Raw genomic sequence first — 16,842 nt, forward strand, 5'->3', positions numbered from 1 at the left:
ATAATTTGTAAATCATATTTAACACTTGAGGCATCATTAAACTGTGTAAACACACTTTTTGTGATTTGAGCATTGTAATGCTTAAAAATTCAAGTAATTATTCTTCTAATTGTAGCCAAAGTAGCAGGAAGTGATTTAATTGTTTTAATTGCTTTTAAAAATTTATTTTCGTTTTTATCTTTTGACATTTGTCTCCTAATTATTTTTTAATATTTTTAATTGCCTCAAGCAATTGATCAAAACGATCATCAATTTTCTTATTTAATTTTTCGTTTTGCTCTCTAGATTCTTTTCTGACATCATCAATTTTCTGGTTTAAAATCAAATTTTGTTCTCTAGATTCTTGTCTAACTTCTTCAATTTTCTGATTTAGAACTTGATTTTGTTCTCTAGATTCTTGACGCACTTCATCAATTTTTTGATTCATAGTTGCAACTAATCTAGATTCCAATTCTGAATTTTTTTGATTCATTGTATTGATTAACTCATTTTTTAATTCTGAATTTTTCTGATCAATGGTATTGATCAATTCATTTTTAAGTTCTGAATTCTTTTGATCCATCCTTGCAACTAATCTAGATTCTAATTCTGAATTCTTCTGATCAATATATTTAACAATTTTAGGATCTATTCCTGAATTATCTGTTCCACCTTTGCCATCACCACCATCAGTGAAAATTGTTTCGATGTCAGGTTTTTTTAGATCACCTATGATTTGTAAATCATATTTAACACTTGAGGCATCATTAAACTGTGTAAACACACTTTTTGTGATTTGAGCATTGTAATGCTTAAAAATTCAAGTAATTATTCTTCTAATTGTAGCCAAAGTAGCAGGAAGTGATTTAATTGTTTTAATTGCTTTTAAAAATTTATTTTCGTTTTTATCTTTTGACATTTGTCTCCTAATTATTTCTTAATATTTTTAATTGCTTCAAGCAATTGATCAAAACGGTCATCAATTTTCTTATTTAATTTTTCGTTTTGTTCTCTAGATTCTTGGTGAACTTCATCAATTTTTTGATCGATTGTTTGAACTATTTCGTTTTTTAGAACAAGATTTTTCTGATCCATGATATTGATTAACTCATTTTTTAATTCTTGATTTTTCTGATCCATAGTAGCAACCAATCTAGATTCTAATTCTGAATTCTTTTGATCAATATATTTAACAATTTTAGGATCTATTCCTGAATTATCTGTTGCGCCCTTGCCATCACCACCATCTATAAAAATTGTTTCAATGTCAGGTTTTTTCATATTACCTTTGATTTGTAAATCATATGTAATAGATGAAGCATCAGCAGGTAGTGTAACTTCGCTTTTTGTGATGTCTGCTCATAATACTTAAATATTCAACTAATGATATCTCTAATTGCTTTTAAAGTACGTGGTAATGCTTTAATTTTTTTAATAGCTTTTAAGATTTTATTTTCGTTTTTATCTTTTGCCATTTGTCTCCTTAATCTAGATTCTTTTTAATTATAAACTAGAATAGTTAAAATATCTTGATGTAGCCTAAAATCATTATTTAAATGAAAATATTATGAAAAAATCCAGCATCTTTTGCTGGGTTTTATGAGTAATATTTTTTAAATATTTCGTTAGAAATATTTGATTTTTTTAATCTAGAAAAATAGCTTTAGTTTATATAAAATAACTGATTAATTTTTGACTCTATTTAATAAAAAAATAGAGTCAAAATCTTGACTCTATTTAAAAATTTTATTTCTTATATTCGTGCATATGATCGCTAGTTCTTGCTGCTTCAATCATGAAACGAATTGCTGCCGCTAGACCACTATTGAATAAGTTTCTTTGTGTGTCAGTAACTTCAGGTGAAGTAGATCATGCTTTTTGTGCATTGACTGTTTCTCTAAATTTAGAATGTTCATCCATGAAATAATATTTATATTGATCTAATACTAAATACGAATCTTTTGCTGTACCATCTGCTCCATTTTTTCATGGTCAACCAGTTCCTTCTGCTGAATAAGTTAACTTTCTAAAGTTTTGTCATCCACCTATTACTCTAGTAGTTGAATTAGATCCTATAGCACCGAACTTATTATCTATATTACCATGTGGTGTAACTGTAGTAGGTAATGTAGATGAATCATAAGGATAGATGATAAATAGATCTTTTTCATCTAAACCTGTTGAAAATCTTTTCTTAATAAAGTTAGCATAGTAATTAGCAAAACTAGTTAGTTTAGCACTATCACCATCTGTATCAGCAATTGCTGTATCAATTAAGGTTTTGAACTTATCATAAGTTTCAAAACCTGACACATGAACCTCTGCATATTTATGACTCTTATTAGCAGGAACCTCTGGATTTACAACTAATGGTTCATATGTTTTAGCTGAATCATGATCTTCAAAAAATAATGGTGCAAATTCTGCTACTTTGATGTCTTTAGTAAATGTTAGATCAACGCCTTGTTTAGTTTGTAACTTCACATCTAACTTAGTTACTAATTTATTATTAGTAACTGATAAAGTTTGAGATGCTTGTGTACCTGGTTTTAATACTAAGTTATTAACTAGATCACTACTTAAAGTAGTGTTAGTTAATGTAGCGAGTGCATTAATAAAATCACTTAAAGTTGATGTTTTAGTTTTATGATCCTTATTAACATAGTCGGCAATTTTTTCTAAACTAGTAGCATCTAATTTAGAAACTTCTTTGGCTGCCAATTTATCTAATTCTTGTTGCACTGACTTACTTTGGTCTTTAACAAAACCTGATACTGTAGCAGAAATGCCTGCTTCAGCTTGATTAGTGGTTTTACTTCCATCTTCTTTATAAAAGTCACTACCTTTAGAAAGAACTAGTTTAACTTCTAAAGTACCTTTTTAGCATCATTTGCTGAATTAGCAACTGCTGTAAAAGTTTTAGTATAACCAACTGGAACAGTTGTTAAAGTGTGTAATAGATCTGCTTCTTTAAAAGTAGCTAATGCTTTTGAAGCAAGTTGTGATGATTTAGCAGCAATTACTTGTAAATTACGATTAGCTTCATATCAAGAACGGATTTGCATAACATCAGCATTAGCAGGTGCTCCGATATTGAATTTGACATTTTTTAAAGTAGCATCTGCTGTTTTTGTAAGGTTGCCATATTTAATAGTAATTTTAATATTAACTTTATTATTACTATCACCATTAGTTACAGCAATGGCTGTTAACTTAGTATGAGTACCTAAAATATTGTTTAAAGTTGTATTGCTTTTTTTAGCAAATAAAGCAAGTAGGTTAGTTTTTAAATGATCATCAGCTTTTAAAGCTTTAATAGCATTAGTAGCATCTACTTGGCTAGGGTAAGAACTAAATAGTTCAAGATCTTTTAATTCATTAACTCCTTTTTGAATTTGTTCAAGTGCTTTTTGATCATTATGATCTGAAGGTGGTTGTTGTTCTGAACAAGCAACTGCAACAGAAGCACTTGTTAAAAATCCTAAAGTTAAAGAACTAAGTAATAAAATTTTTTTATGTTTCTTTTTCATTTTAATCTCCGATATCTCAAAACCTTTGTTTTTGAGTGTTAAAACTTTTTTTGTGCTTTTAACACAAAAATGTTACTACTTTGACAAAAAAGGTCTAATATATAAAAAAATGAAAAATTTTTTCAGGTTTTTTATTTTATTGTGCTAGTTGCTAAATTATAAAATTAATTAAACTAGCTAAATTATTTAAAAGTCTAGTTAAAATTGTTTTTGAATAACAAGAATAGTGAGTTTTCTAATGTTTATATTTCTGTTTTTAGCGTAATAAATAACAAAACTATATTAGATATAAATAAAGATAATGGTAAAATTATTAAAGAAATACTTTACATGTTTACATAGGGGTTGAATTATATGAAAATAAAACATAATGAAGATACTAGAGTGAAATATCCTGCAACTGTTCAGTTTATGAGACTTGGATATGAATATGAATCATTTAATAAAGCATTAAGTGATGGAAATATTGATTCAAATACAAAAATTTTTAAACATCATTTCAAAAATGCAATTGAAGAAATTAATGGTAAAAAATTTTCAGATGATGAAATTAATGAATGAATTAATAAAATCCATAATGTCTTAAAAAATAAAAAAGATTTAGGAAGAGAATTTTATGATTGGCTTATAAAGCCAGTGGATAAAATAAAATTAATTGACTTCGATAACATCGATAAAAATAAATTTCACGTTGTAAATGAGTTAAAATTTGGTGACCAAGAAAAAGGCCATTTTAGACCTGATATCAATATTTTAATTAATGGAATGCCACTTGCATTTCTTGAAGTTAAAATACCAAATAATGATGGTGGAATTCAAGAAGAATTCAAACGCATGATCAATGATAGATTAGAAAAAGATGAGCACAAAAAATATTTTAATATGATTCAAGTTACAGCCTTTTCAAATAATATGCGTTATGAATCAGATGATGAAAGAGAAGGAGAACCTAAAGCTGGTTCATTTTATTCAACACCCAATTCCAAAAAGACTACTTTTAATTTTTTTAGAGAAGAGGAAGAATATGACATTACCAAATTTATTACTGTAAGCAATGAAATGATTAAAAATGTTCTTGAAGATAATAATGAAAATACAAATATTTTAGATACTAAAGAATTTGGGACAAATCTTAAACCTGATAGTCCATGTAATAAATTCGTTACTTCTTTATTTGAAAAAGAAAGATTTTTATATATTTTAAAATATGGAATTACTTATGTGAAACGAGCAGAATATGAAAAGCATATCATGAGATATCCTCAGTTTTTTGCTACTAAAGCAATTCTAAGAAAACTTGACAATAATATTAAAAGAGGTATTATTTGACATACACAAGGGAGCGGTAAAACTGCTTTATCAGTTTATTGCAACAGAATACTTACTGACTATTATTCAAAAAAAGATACTAATGTACAATTTTATTATGTTGTAGATAGACTAGAGCTTCTTAATCAAGTTAGTCATGAATATGAAATAAGAAATTATAATGCTCATCAAGTAAATTCAAAATCAGAATTTGAAAAAACACTAAAAAAAAGTTTTAATCCAAATAAAAAATTAGATTCATACGGAAGCACAGTTGTAGTTAATATACATAAATTTTCTGATAAGTTAACAGAAATTAAAAATCCTTACGAATCTAATATCCAAAGAGTATTTTTTGTAGATGAGGCTCACAGAAGTTATTCAAAACACACTGGCGAGTTTTATAAAAATCTAATGTTAATCGATAGAGATGCAATTTTTATCGCTCTTACTGGTACTCCTTTATTATCAAAAAAAGAAAGATCAAACCTGCGATTCGGAGATTATATTCATAAATATTTTTATGATAAATCAATTCTTGATGGTTATACTTTAAAAATCAAAAAAGAAGAAATGCAAACAAATGTAAGGGCAAAAATTAAAGAAGATTTACAAATTGAAAAAAGAAAAAAAGACAAACTTAATATTTTTGAATTGGATGAATACATTACAGAACTTTCAAAATATATTGAAAAAGATTTTAAAAATTTTAGAGATATAAATGGAGACAGTGAAACAAAATATACTGGTGCCATGATTGTATCGACTTCAAATAAGCAAGCAAGAAAAATACAGAGATGATTTGAAAAAAATTCCTCTTTTAATACTAGACTTGTAATTAGTGATTCAGATATAAGTGAGAATAATAAAACATCACAAAATGATTTTAAAGATCATAAAAATGGAATTGATATTTTAATTGTTAATTTAATGTTGACGACAGGTTACGATGTAAATAGGCTAAAAAAAATGTATTTACTTAGAAAACCTAGAGAACATGGTTTATTACAAACTATTTCAAGGGTAAATAGACCTTATAAAAGTCCCGATGGTAGACCTTATAAATATGGTTATATATCTGATTTTGTCGATATTACTGATGAATATGATAGAACAAGAGATTTATATATAAAAGAATTAAGTGAAGATACAATTGACAAAGATGGAGTAGGAATTGAACCTGATAAATTAATATTTGATTTAAGTTCTATTAATTCTAAATATGAAAAATCGCTAAATGAACTAACACTTATAAATCCGTTTGATGATATGGAAATATTTAATTTAAACCTTACAAATGATTTAAATATATTATTAAAACAAAGAAGATTAATTAACAATATTCTTGAATGCAAAATAGAATATCAACTTTCATTTAACGATAAAGAAGCTAATAAAATTGATTCAGACAAATTTAAACAATTAAGAACACTTGTGCAAAAAAGAATTGATTTTATTAGATTAACTGATGAACCTGTAGATATAATGTCAACATATGGTAGCGCTATAATTGAAATATCTTTTTCATTTTTAAAAATAAGAACAACTATTTTAGACATAAAAATTGATGCTGACAATGTTATATTTATTATAAGAGACCAAATTGAAAAAGTTGTTTCTGAAGTAAATAGAATTCAAAATAAAGATGATCCAAGAGTATACGAATTAGATGAATTACTAAAAAATACTTTTAGAAAATTTAATATTAAGAATATGGATGACACCGAGAGCATTTCTAATGATTTAAAAAATATCCATGAGAAAGCTTTAAAAATTAATGAGGAAAATGATTTATTGAAAAGCGAATTTGAAGGCAATTTTGCTTATGTCAAAACTATTCAAGATCTACTAAATAAATATAATAACTTTCCATTTGAAAAGCTAGTTGATATTTTAAAAACTATTAAGGAACAGGTGATGAAAATTGAAAGTATAAATCCATTTTTTATGAAAGACAAAATTTCTTTTAAGGACAGTGTTAAAAGTAAAGCAACACTTTCTTTAATGCGAAAGGGTTTGTATAAAGAATTCAACTATGCCCCTGAAACATATGATTTTATATTGGAAAAATTATTTGTTAATTTACAACTTTACTAAAGGATAATAATGAAAATTGACTATAACAAAATTGAAAAAAATATTGAAGAAATTATTGAAAATTTAAAAGGTATCTGTAGCCAAAGCGGACTTGGAAATACTGCAGCAGAAGAAAGGATTATAACAACTGTTTTTCTATATAAATTCTTAAATGACAAATTCATGTGGAAAATTAAAGAGTTTGCAGAAAAAGAAGATTATAAAATATCAGAAATTCTAGAAAGCGAAGATAAATTATTACTTAATGCATTTTTAGATACTTACAGTGGAAATGTGGCTTTTGCATATGAAGACACAATAGAGTTTTTAATTAAAAAAAGATCTAGTGAAGAGTTTTACAAAGAATTCGATAAAGCACTAGTTAGAATATCTAATAATCCAAGAAATGAAAACTTTAATATTGAAACATCAGATGGTTCTAAAAAACCATTGTTTGAAGAAATATCTAAAGAAGTTGATGAAACAACTAAAAATAGCTTTGTTACATCTATTTTTGATTCTATAACTATGGATAAGTTTGACTTTTCTATTGAAGTTTCAAATGAACAAAATCATGGGGCAGTTTTTAGAAAGAACTTTGATTTCTACTCAAGAATATTTGAATATTTAATCAAGGACTACAATGTTGCTAGTGGTAAATATGCAGAATATTTTACACCTCAACCAGTTTCAAAAATAATTTCTAAAATATTAGTCGGAATGTCAGAAATGAAAGCGGCTGCTGAAATTTATGATCCAAGTGCAGGGTCGGGATCGTTAGTTTTACATCTAGCTAATGAATTAGGTAGTGACGAAGGAATTTCAAGATCACTAGTATATACTCAGGATATCTCGCAAAAGTCATCGAGATTTTTGAGAATAAACCTTCTTTTAAATGGACTGACAGAATCTCTCCACAATGTTATACAGGGAGATACTATTCTAAATCCTTCGCACTTTGAAGAAAATGACCCACAATCAGGCTTAAAATCTTTTGACTATATTGTTTCAAATCCACCATTTAAACTAGATTTTAGTTCAACTAGAGATAACATTGAATTAAAATGGCTTGATGCTAAAAATAAAGATGGATTAAGCAGATTTTTTGCAGGTGTTCCTAAAGTTCCGAATGCAAAAAAAGAAAGTATGGCGATTTACTTACTTTTCATTCAACATATTATTTTTTCCTTAAATGAAAAAGGTAAAGCTGCAATAGTTGTTCCAAGTGGTTTTATAACTGAAAAAAGTGGTATCTCGGCAAAAATTCGTAAATATTTAGTGGATAATAAAATACTTAAGGGAAGCATTTCTATGCCTTCAAATATTTTTGCAAATACAGGAACAAATGTGTCTGTAATTTTTATTGATAAAGCAAATAAATCAGATGAAATATTTTTAATGGATGCTTCAAATTTAGGTGAGAAAACCAAAGAAGGGAAAAACCAAAAAACTATTCTTTCGCACGATGAAGAAGACTTGATTATTAATACATTTATTAATAGAATTGAGAAAGAAAATTTTTCAAAACTAGTTTCTTATAAGGAAGTTACTGAAAAAAATAATTCACTAAGTGTTGGACAATATTTTGATGTAAAAATAGAATATATAGATATTACTGAAGAAGAATTTAATAATAAAATTACAGAATATAATCAAGATATTGAACAACTTGTTTTAAAAAGTCAAGAACTAGATAAAAAGGTTGTTAGTGATCTTAAAAACTTAAATTTGTTGAAACAAACAAGAAAAAATAATTGTTTGCAACACAAAAAAGATGAAACCCTTCACAAGTTTCATCTTTTTTAAACCGATTTAATTAAGCTTTATTAACTGAACCAAATTCTTGCATTTTTTCAGTTACTGTGTTAATCATAGCTTCAATTCCTGGAGCATAGATTTTACGTGGATCAAAGTTTTTACCTTGATCAATTTTACCTGAAATAACAAAGTCTTTAATAGCAGAAGCATTTGCTAGTTGTAATTCTGTATTAACATTGATTTTAGCAACACCTAAAGAAATTGCTTTTTGAATTTGTTCTTTAGGAATTCCACTACCACCATGTAAAACAATTCCTACACCTGCAGCTTTTTTAATCATTTCTAATCTTTCAAAGTTTAATGATTTTCATGAAGCAGGATAAGGTCCATGGATATTACCAATTCCTGCTGCTAGTACATCAATACCTAAAGCGGCAATAGTTTTAGCTTCTTCAGGATCTGCTAGATCACCATTACCTACGATCCCATCTTCTTCACCACCAATAGTTCCTACTTCAGCTTCAAAACTAACTCCTTTAGCTTTTGCTAAAGTAATTAGTTCTTTAGTGTTTTTAATATTAGTTGCAAATTCTTCATGACTTCCATCATACATAACAGATGTATATCCTGCTTCAATTGCTTTTTTAACACCTTCATATGAACCGTGATCAAAATGAAGGGCAACTGGTACTGAGATTTTTAAATCTTCAACTAGGGCTGAAACTAAAGCAACCACTGTTTTAACTCCACCCATATATTTAACAGCACCTTCGCTAGTTGCTAGCATAATTGGGCTATTATTTTTTTGTGCTGCTAATAAGGCTGCTTTAGTTCATTCTAAATTATTAATATTAATATGAGGAATTGCGTATTTTCCTTGTTCTGCAGCTTTTAGCATTTTTGATGCTGATACTAATTTTGACATTTTAAACTTCCTTTTATAATGTTTCTTTGAAACTAAATAAGAAACCATCTTCTAAATTGTTAACACTAACATTACCATCAGAAAGTAAAAGAGTAAAAATTTCACCTCTTTTTTTATCTAGTAATTTAGCATATTCAATTTGATTTGCTTCAGCTCATGCTGCTCATTTAATTCTGAAATGATTTTCAATCACTTCAAAGATTTCTTCAAATCTTTTTTCACCACTTTCAAATAGATGGTAAATAATTTCTTGTACAGATGATAAACCTGAGATATTTTGCATATTAAGTTTCACTTTCTTATAATTTTATTTATAACTTGATCCAATTGCTTGGAAATGGTGCGCCAGAGAGGATTTGAACCCCTAACCCCTTGGGCCGAAACCAAGTACTCTGTCCAATTGAGCTACTAGCGCAAAATTTAAAATTTGCTTTTAAATTTAGCTTTAAAAACTTTTTCAAATCAAAGATTCCAAGCTTTTAATAAAACATTTTTATTTTAATATAAAAAGTATAAATCATTAACAAATTACTAACAATTTTTAAGTGCTTAATTTTATGCTAGCAATAGCATAAAATTGTAGTTGAAACAGTTACATCAAAACAACTAAAAATTATTCACATCAGCCAAAAACTTAGTTTTTAAAAGTAAAATCAGATGTTTTTATAAGATTTTGGTTTTTAAAAAACAGCAAAAATTTTAAAAAAATTTTAACAGTTTTTTCTGCAAATAGTGTAGTGATTGTTTTGGTATAATTAAAAAGTTAGAAAATATAAATATCTTTAAGAGAATATTTATAAGTAAGGAATACTTATGAAGAAACTAAGTAAAAAATTTTTAATCCTTTCAGCTTCATCTGCAACTATTGTTGCTGCTTCAGCAGCATTAATTGCATGTGCACCTGAAACTGATAAGCCAAGAGTACCTGAAAAAAGTATTGATGAAAATGTTTTAAATGAAGTCTTTAAAAACTTTTTATCACAAACATCATATGAATCAGCACTTTATGAAAATATTGATCAACTAGAAAAAGGATTAAATGAAGCAACCACGGTTGCTGATTTTGTGATTCTATTTAATTCAGATAATAAAAAAACAATTGAAAATGCTATAGGTGCAGCAAAGCTTGAAAAACAAGCAACAGTTAATAAAAGTGCTAGCGAAGTCATTATTGCTTTGACACTAAAATATGGTAGTGCTACTAAAACAGAAAATGTAACTATTAAGTTCAAAAAAGCAACATCATTAGATAGAGATACTGCTAAAAACTTTTTTACTAATTTAGGAACTGAATTTTCACTAGTAGAAAAAGATAAATCATTTGCAATAGTAGCCCCTTCTGCAGTTAGTGATCAAAAACTAAACACTTTAATTACAAATGACACATTTGTAATTCCTAGATCTTTTAATTTAAAAGTTGATAAACTAGCAAATGGTGCTAATGATGAAAAAGGGACATTAAAAGTTAAATTAACTTTATCTAAACTAGGTGAATTTTACAATGCTAAAGGTGAAAAAGTTGAACAAGCTAATGCAGGAGTGGAAATTACTTTACAAGGATTATTAGAATCTAATCAGGCAGTTACTTTAGTTAAAACTTGATATAGCAATAATTTAAAAAATGATCCTAATCAAAGTTATTTAACTTTAACTAGTGAAGCAGTTAAAGATCTTTTACCTTCACAAGTTGAAGGACAAAATTTAAAAAGTTATTTAAATTTAACAATGCCTTCAGATGCATTTGATTATAGTGTAAGATTTACAAGCCAAAATCCTTATTCAGAATTAGATGGATTAGTTAATGCTATTGTCACAATTACATCTAAAGATGGAACATCTTATTATGATCAAAATGGACAAACTTTTTTAAGAACTTGAGATTCAGGTAAAGTTGTAACTTTAAGTGGTTTTAAAAAAGGTGTTGATTATGCTAAAGCAGAATTTGAAAAACATACTTCGAAAACTAATACAATTGATTTAGCATCTTCTAACTTAACAGTTAAACAAGCTTTAAAAGATTTAAATAGTATTAATTCAGTTAAAACTTATTTAGATGAAGTTAATAAGGATTTAAAAAAGGGTTATACTTTTGAACTTCATGAAGTTCAAAATAATGCTAGTTATGATACAGGGGTAGTTAATTTAAAACTAGTATTAAAATATACAGATAGTAAAAACGTAGTTAAATATTTAAGTTTTAATCCTACTTCAAAAACTATTAATGTTGTAGATAGTTTAGCTAATGCTTCAGGTATTGAAGTTAAATTAACTAACTTAGTAACTGATGCTAAATACTTAGAAGATAAATTTAAGAATTTTGAAGTTAAAGATTTAACTAAAGATGATTCAACTAATGTTAAAGCATTAGCTAAATTAATTGAAGATAAAGCAGACTTTAAAACATTTGTAGAAGCATTTAATAAGGTTGCAAAAACTAGTGAAATGCAAATCGATTTAAGTTTAATAAATAGTTGAGAATTTGATACAACTAAAGAAAACGATATTAAATTAACTACAGCAACAACTAGTTTAAAAGAGAATAAAACTAGTTTAAATCTAAACTTAAAAAATACTAATAATGTGACTGTAGCAGTTTCTAAAGAACTAGATTTTGATACCTTCTTTGTTTACTTTTTAAGACTTTTAAATAGTGACGCAGTTGAAAAATATAGTGAAACAGCCTTAAATTTAATAATTATTAAATATCAAGGCATTGATACATATGAAAAAACTAAATTATTCATCGATGCAGTTGTTAATAAATATAAAGAAAATGAAGCAAAGTTAATTCAGTTTTCAAATAATTATGCTGATGTCATTAATCAGCAAATGGCTATTAAAGGTAGTGAATTAACTTCTACCTCAATGGAATACTATGGCTTTGTTTGAACTTTTGGTAGAGAATCAATGCCACAAGAATTAAGAAATAAAATGGCTTGATCTAATCAAACCACTTTACCAACTCAATATTCAGGTGCTAATAGTGAAACATATATGATTGCAGGTTTTCAATCTAAGGATCAATTATCAAGTGATGCTAACGGTAATGCTTGAGTAACAGGAGCAACTAATACTACAAGTACTACTAGAAATACATTCTTAAAAATTGGTGAAGCAGAATTTTATATTACTCGTGAAGGTGGTAATTTAACAAGTTCTAATACACTGAAAAAAGCAGCAGGCGATTACACTACTTCACCATTTAATAATGGTTTAGCAGTGGCAATTATGTTCTTATTAAGAGAAGTAGAAAAAACTGTTTTAACATCAAATTAATCACTAGTTTCTAGTGATTTTTTTATGTCAAAATAAATCATAGATTCTTCAAAATTAATATTTCTAAATTAATTTTGATTTAGAAGGCTTTTGCAATAAAATAAAATAAGTAAGAATTAAAGAGGTATTTATGAAGCAATATTTAGAATTATTAAAACATGTAAAACAAACAGGACAAAAGCGCTCAGACCGCACAAATACGGGTACAGTAGGTGTTTTTGCAACACAAACTCGTTATCCTTTGGATAATGGTTTTCCTTTATTAACGACTAAAAAAATGGCTTGAAAAGCAATTGTCATGGAACTACTTTGATTTATTAAAGGTGATACCAATATTAAGTTCTTAGTTGATAATGGAGTCAATATTTGAAACGAATGACCTTATGAAATTTATAAAAAATCAAAAGATTATCAAGGTGAAAATTTAAAAGAATTTGCTCAAAAAATTAAAGATAATGCTGAATTTGCCAAAATTTATGGTGAACTAGGCCCAGTTTATGGAAAGCAATGAAGATCATTTTTTGGAGTTGATCAGATCCAAAATGCTTTAGATGATTTAAAAAATAATCCTTTTTCGAGAAGGATTATAGTTAGTGCATGAAACCCAGCAGAAGTAAAAGATATGGCACTGCCACCTTGTCATGCATTTTTCCAATTTTACGTTTCTAGTGATAATAAATTATCACTACAACTTTATCAAAGAAGTGGCGACTTATTTTTAGGTGTACCTTTTAATATTGCTTCTTATTCACTTTTACTAGCAATGGTAGCACAAGTAAGTAATTTAGAAGTTGGTGAATTTATTCATACAATTGGTGATAGTCATATCTATTTAAATCATCTTGAACAAGTTGATTTACAACTAAGTAGAACACCTTTAAAACTACCTAGATTAGAATTAAATAAAGAGATTAAAAGTTTATTTGATTTTACTTATGAAGATATCAAATTACTTGATTATCAATCACATGAAAAAATTAAAGCAGAGGTAGCAGTTTAATTATGATTAAGTTAATAGTAGCAGTAGGACAAAACAATTTAATAGGTAATAAAGATAAAATGCCTTGACATTATCCCGAAGAATTTAAACACTTTCGTAACACTACTTTAAATCATTATTTATTATTTGGGAGAACAACTTTTTTAGGACTGCCTGCAGTTTTAAAAAACCGTTTTCATTATGTTTTATCAACTACTGATGAAGGCTTAGAAAAAGCTGACAAAGTAATCCATAATGATCAAGAACTAAATTCATTATTTAATGAATTTAGAAATAGCGATAAGACTTTATTTATTTCAGGTGGTAAAAGTATTTATGAGCGTTATGTTAATGAAGCAGATGAATTAATTATTTCACGCATTAAACATCAGCATCAAGGAGATGTTTATTTAAATCTTAATTTAGATAATTTTAAACTTGATTATAAAAATGATTATGCAGATTTTGCTGTGGAATATTGAGTTAAAAAATAAATTAATAATCCTAAAACACAGATTAGGCAAATTAGACTATTTAAAAGATGAAACCTTTGATGAGTTTCATCTTTTTTTGAATTTTAATTGAAGATCAACGATTGTTTAAATTGTTTTTCTTTATCAGTGATATTTCTATTAAAATTTAAAATTCTAACTAGTTCTTCAGCTAATTTTGTGATAACAGGAACGACGACACTATTGCCAATTTGTTTATATGATTGATAACCTTCTTTTATTTTGTAACCATCAGGATAACCCATTATTTGTAAGCATTCATTTTCAGTTAATTTTCTATTTTGTTTAATAACAACAGGTATATTATTTCCACCAGTACCCATTTTTGCAGTTAAAGTTGGTGCAATACCATCTAGTTTAAATTGACATCTTGAAGGTCTAATTTCATATGCTAAGGAATTATTTTTAACATCAATATTTTTTTTATTAACAAAAAAATCAATATTTTTTTTAGCTGTTTTAGTTATTTGATATTTTGGATCATTATTAGATTTTATTATTTGATTTAAATTGATTTTGCTTTCTGATTTTGTAGGGAAAACAAAATCATCTGCAGTCACATTTAGCCCGTTTTTGATACCGATACAATATCATCTTTCCCGAGATTGGGGGATTCCAAAATCTTTTGAATTTAGAACTTTATATTGATATGAATAGCCTAAATCATTAATAATGTTTAAAATTGTCTCTAAAGTTTTTCCTCCATCATGATTAACAATTCCTTTGACATTTTCTAGAATAAATGCACTAGGTTTTTTATCTTTTAAAATTCTTGCAATTTCAAAAAATAGTGTACCTCTTGTATCATTAAAACCTAATCTTTTTCCTGCAATAGAAAAAGACTGACAAGGAAAACCTGCACATAAAATATCGTGATTTGGAATATCATTTGAATCAATTTTTGTTATGTCACCTTTGGGTGTTTCATTAAAATTGGCTTTGTATGTTTCAATAGCATACTTATCAATTTCAGAACTAAAAACACACTTACAATTGTTTTTTTCAAAAGCTAATCTAAAACCACCTAGACCCGAAAATAGGTCGATGAATTTTAACTGAGTTTCTTTTTCAAACGAAATATTTTTATATATTTGCTCTGCAATTGCTTTACCTAATAAAGGTGGAACAGCATTAGCTAGTTGTTGATGCTGATCAGAATTAGAGCCTGTAAACTCAAAATTGTCATTAAAAGATTGTAATCTGGCTACTTCTCTAACTGTTAAAATTCTGTCCTTTAATGGATGGATAATCATCGCTTTTGCAGCGTGTTTAATTGTTATAGAAGGTTTATTTGGATCTAATCTTTTATAAGCATTTGAATGTGTTCCGCCACCTGTACCTAGTTCTACAGGAATATTTTGTCAATTACCACCTTGAGGTATATATGACATTCTTTTAGTTACTAATTCATTTGAATTTCTTCTTGAATGATTAGTTATCTTTGAATTACCTTCCATTAATTTTTGATATTTAGTTGAAGGGCAAAAGTATGTATCTCCATCAGGATCTACATTTCCTAAGGCATCACCTACTGTAATATAATTTTCTTTATCATAAATTGCTTCTGGAAAATCAAGTGGATAGTTCTTACTAATTAAAAAGATTACTCTTTTTCTAGCTTGGGGAACTCCATAATCTGCAGCATTTAAAACTTTATAATTTACTCTATAACCGATATTTTCAAAACCCTTTTGAATGAGTTCTTTAATATCTTCACCTTGATCATTTTTCATTGATAAAAGACCTACAACGTTTTCGATAACAATGTATTTAGGTTCAATTACTTCAGCAACTTTTACTACTTGTTCAAAAAGTGTGTTTCTAATATCATTTATTTCACGTTTTCCAGACATGCTAAAACCTTGGCATGGCGGGCCTGCAATAATTACATCTATTTTATTTTTATATTGTTCTCAGTAGCTAAGTTCAACTTTAGTGATATTATTTAATAAAAGATTTGTTGAAGAGTGATTTTTTTTAAATGTGTTTAGAGCAGTTTCTCAAAGGTCGACACCTAATACAACTTCATATAAATTTGTCATTTCAAAACCATATGAAAATCCACCAACTCCACAAAATAAATCAATAACTTTTAGTTTATTCATATTACCCCACTAAAACAACTATTGTTTATATATTAGCATTTTAGCCGCAATAATTTTATAAAAATGCGGATAATTTATAATTGTTATATTATTGTTACGGAGTAAATAAAAAAGATAAGTTTATTTGGAATCACTTTCTTGATTGTTTTTTAAATGTAAGAAAAAGATTAAAAAAAATTGTAAATTTGTTCAAATTTTGCTAATATACTGATGGCTATAAATTAAGAACAAAAAAATGATTTTATTCAAAACCTTTAGTTGTTTTTTATTCATACCTATTTAAAAATCAATTTTTTGTTAAATATAGCCTTAAAATAAAATTATTTAAAGGAGTAAAAATATGAAAAAATTTTTACTTACATTATTTAATAATGTTAGTGTTACTGAGAGCGGT

At 27.0% G+C, this 16,842-nt stretch carries 14 protein-coding genes and 1 tRNA gene; 5 read left to right on the forward strand and 10 right to left on the reverse strand.

The genetic code is table 4. The features are described from left to right. The 6 genes from CJF60_RS05210 to CJF60_RS00940 form a co-directional block, all read right to left on the reverse strand. The coding region (locus tag CJF60_RS05210) for a hypothetical protein (RefSeq protein ID WP_180737973.1) at window positions 1-188 on the reverse strand (188 nt) is incomplete at its 3' end. Between the two features lie 11 nt (window positions 189-199). Next, window positions 200-898 carry a hypothetical protein gene (locus tag CJF60_RS00920; RefSeq protein WP_095279112.1) on the reverse strand — a complete coding sequence of 233 codons (699 nt, stop codon included), beginning with the start codon at window positions 896-898 and terminating at the stop codon, window positions 200-202. Between the two features lie 11 nt (window positions 899-909). Continuing rightward, a complete protein-coding gene (locus tag CJF60_RS00925) occupies window positions 910-1,260 on the reverse strand; it encodes a hypothetical protein (protein WP_084231797.1) in 351 nt (116 codons plus the stop codon). Then, entirely contained in the window at window positions 1,227-1,454 is a 228-nt protein-coding gene (locus CJF60_RS00930) for a hypothetical protein (protein WP_084231798.1), read from the reverse strand. Before CJF60_RS00930 ends, CJF60_RS00925 begins: the two co-directional genes overlap by 34 nt. Before the next feature lie 271 nt (window positions 1,455-1,725). After that, entirely contained in the window at window positions 1,726-2,721 is a 996-nt protein-coding gene (locus tag CJF60_RS00935) for a hypothetical protein (protein WP_084231799.1), read from the reverse strand. Window positions 2,722-2,846: 125 nt separating this feature from the next. Further along, window positions 2,847-3,509 carry a Vmc-like lipoprotein signal peptide domain-containing protein gene (locus tag CJF60_RS00940; RefSeq protein ID WP_084231800.1) on the reverse strand — a complete coding sequence of 221 codons (663 nt, stop codon included), beginning with the start codon at window positions 3,507-3,509 and terminating at the stop codon, window positions 2,847-2,849. A gap of 354 nt (window positions 3,510-3,863) precedes the next feature. Here CJF60_RS00940 and CJF60_RS00945 point away from each other — a divergent pair, with 354 nt between their 5' ends. Together CJF60_RS00945 and CJF60_RS00950 are read left to right on the forward strand one after the other, a co-directional pair. Further along, window positions 3,864-6,914: a DEAD/DEAH box helicase family protein gene (locus CJF60_RS00945; protein ID WP_084231801.1), complete on the forward strand. Its 3,051-nt coding sequence runs from the start codon at window positions 3,864-3,866 to the stop codon at window positions 6,912-6,914. 9 nt (window positions 6,915-6,923) lie between these two features. Further along, entirely contained in the window at window positions 6,924-8,699 is a 1,776-nt protein-coding gene (locus CJF60_RS00950) for an HsdM family class I SAM-dependent methyltransferase (protein ID WP_084231802.1), read from the forward strand. Window positions 8,700-8,709: 10 nt separating this feature from the next. Here the strand turns inward: CJF60_RS00950 and fba are convergent, their stop codons facing one another. The 3 genes from fba to CJF60_RS00965 form a co-directional block, all read right to left on the reverse strand. Then, window positions 8,710-9,576: a class II fructose-1,6-bisphosphate aldolase gene (fba, locus tag CJF60_RS00955; protein WP_084231803.1), complete on the reverse strand. Its 867-nt coding sequence runs from the start codon at window positions 9,574-9,576 to the stop codon at window positions 8,710-8,712. Between the two features lie 13 nt (window positions 9,577-9,589). Next, entirely contained in the window at window positions 9,590-9,859 is a 270-nt protein-coding gene (locus tag CJF60_RS00960; protein ID WP_084231804.1) for a hypothetical protein, read from the reverse strand. A 55-nt stretch (window positions 9,860-9,914) separates the two neighbouring features. Continuing rightward, window positions 9,915-9,991 (reverse strand) — tRNA-Arg (locus CJF60_RS00965). A 398-nt stretch (window positions 9,992-10,389) separates the two neighbouring features. Here CJF60_RS00965 and CJF60_RS00970 point away from each other — a divergent pair. The 3 genes from CJF60_RS00970 (at window position 10,390) to CJF60_RS00980 (ending at window position 14,325) form a co-directional block, all read left to right on the forward strand. Further along, window positions 10,390-12,852 carry a lipoprotein 17-related variable surface protein gene (locus CJF60_RS00970; RefSeq protein WP_084231805.1) on the forward strand — a complete coding sequence of 821 codons (2,463 nt, stop codon included), beginning with the start codon at window positions 10,390-10,392 and terminating at the stop codon, window positions 12,850-12,852. A gap of 130 nt (window positions 12,853-12,982) precedes the next feature. Further along, the gene (locus CJF60_RS00975; RefSeq protein ID WP_084231806.1) at window positions 12,983-13,852 is read left to right on the forward strand and encodes a thymidylate synthase; all 870 of its coding nucleotides are present in this window, start codon (window positions 12,983-12,985) and stop codon (window positions 13,850-13,852) included. A gap of 2 nt (window positions 13,853-13,854) precedes the next feature. Continuing rightward, window positions 13,855-14,325, forward strand: a complete 471-nt coding sequence (locus tag CJF60_RS00980) for a dihydrofolate reductase (protein WP_084231807.1) — start codon at window positions 13,855-13,857, stop codon at window positions 14,323-14,325. 83 nt (window positions 14,326-14,408) lie between these two features. Here CJF60_RS00980 and dcm read toward each other — a convergent pair whose 3' ends face one another. Beyond that, window positions 14,409-16,448 carry a DNA (cytosine-5-)-methyltransferase gene (dcm, locus tag CJF60_RS00985; protein ID WP_084231808.1) on the reverse strand — a complete coding sequence of 680 codons (2,040 nt, stop codon included), beginning with the start codon at window positions 16,446-16,448 and terminating at the stop codon, window positions 14,409-14,411. Window positions 16,449-16,842: the final 394 nt, after the last annotated feature.

Source organism: Mycoplasmopsis agassizii (assembly GCF_002272945.1).
Taxonomy (GTDB): domain Bacteria; phylum Bacillota_I; class Bacilli_A; order Mycoplasmatales; family Metamycoplasmataceae; genus Mycoplasmopsis_B; species Mycoplasmopsis_B agassizii.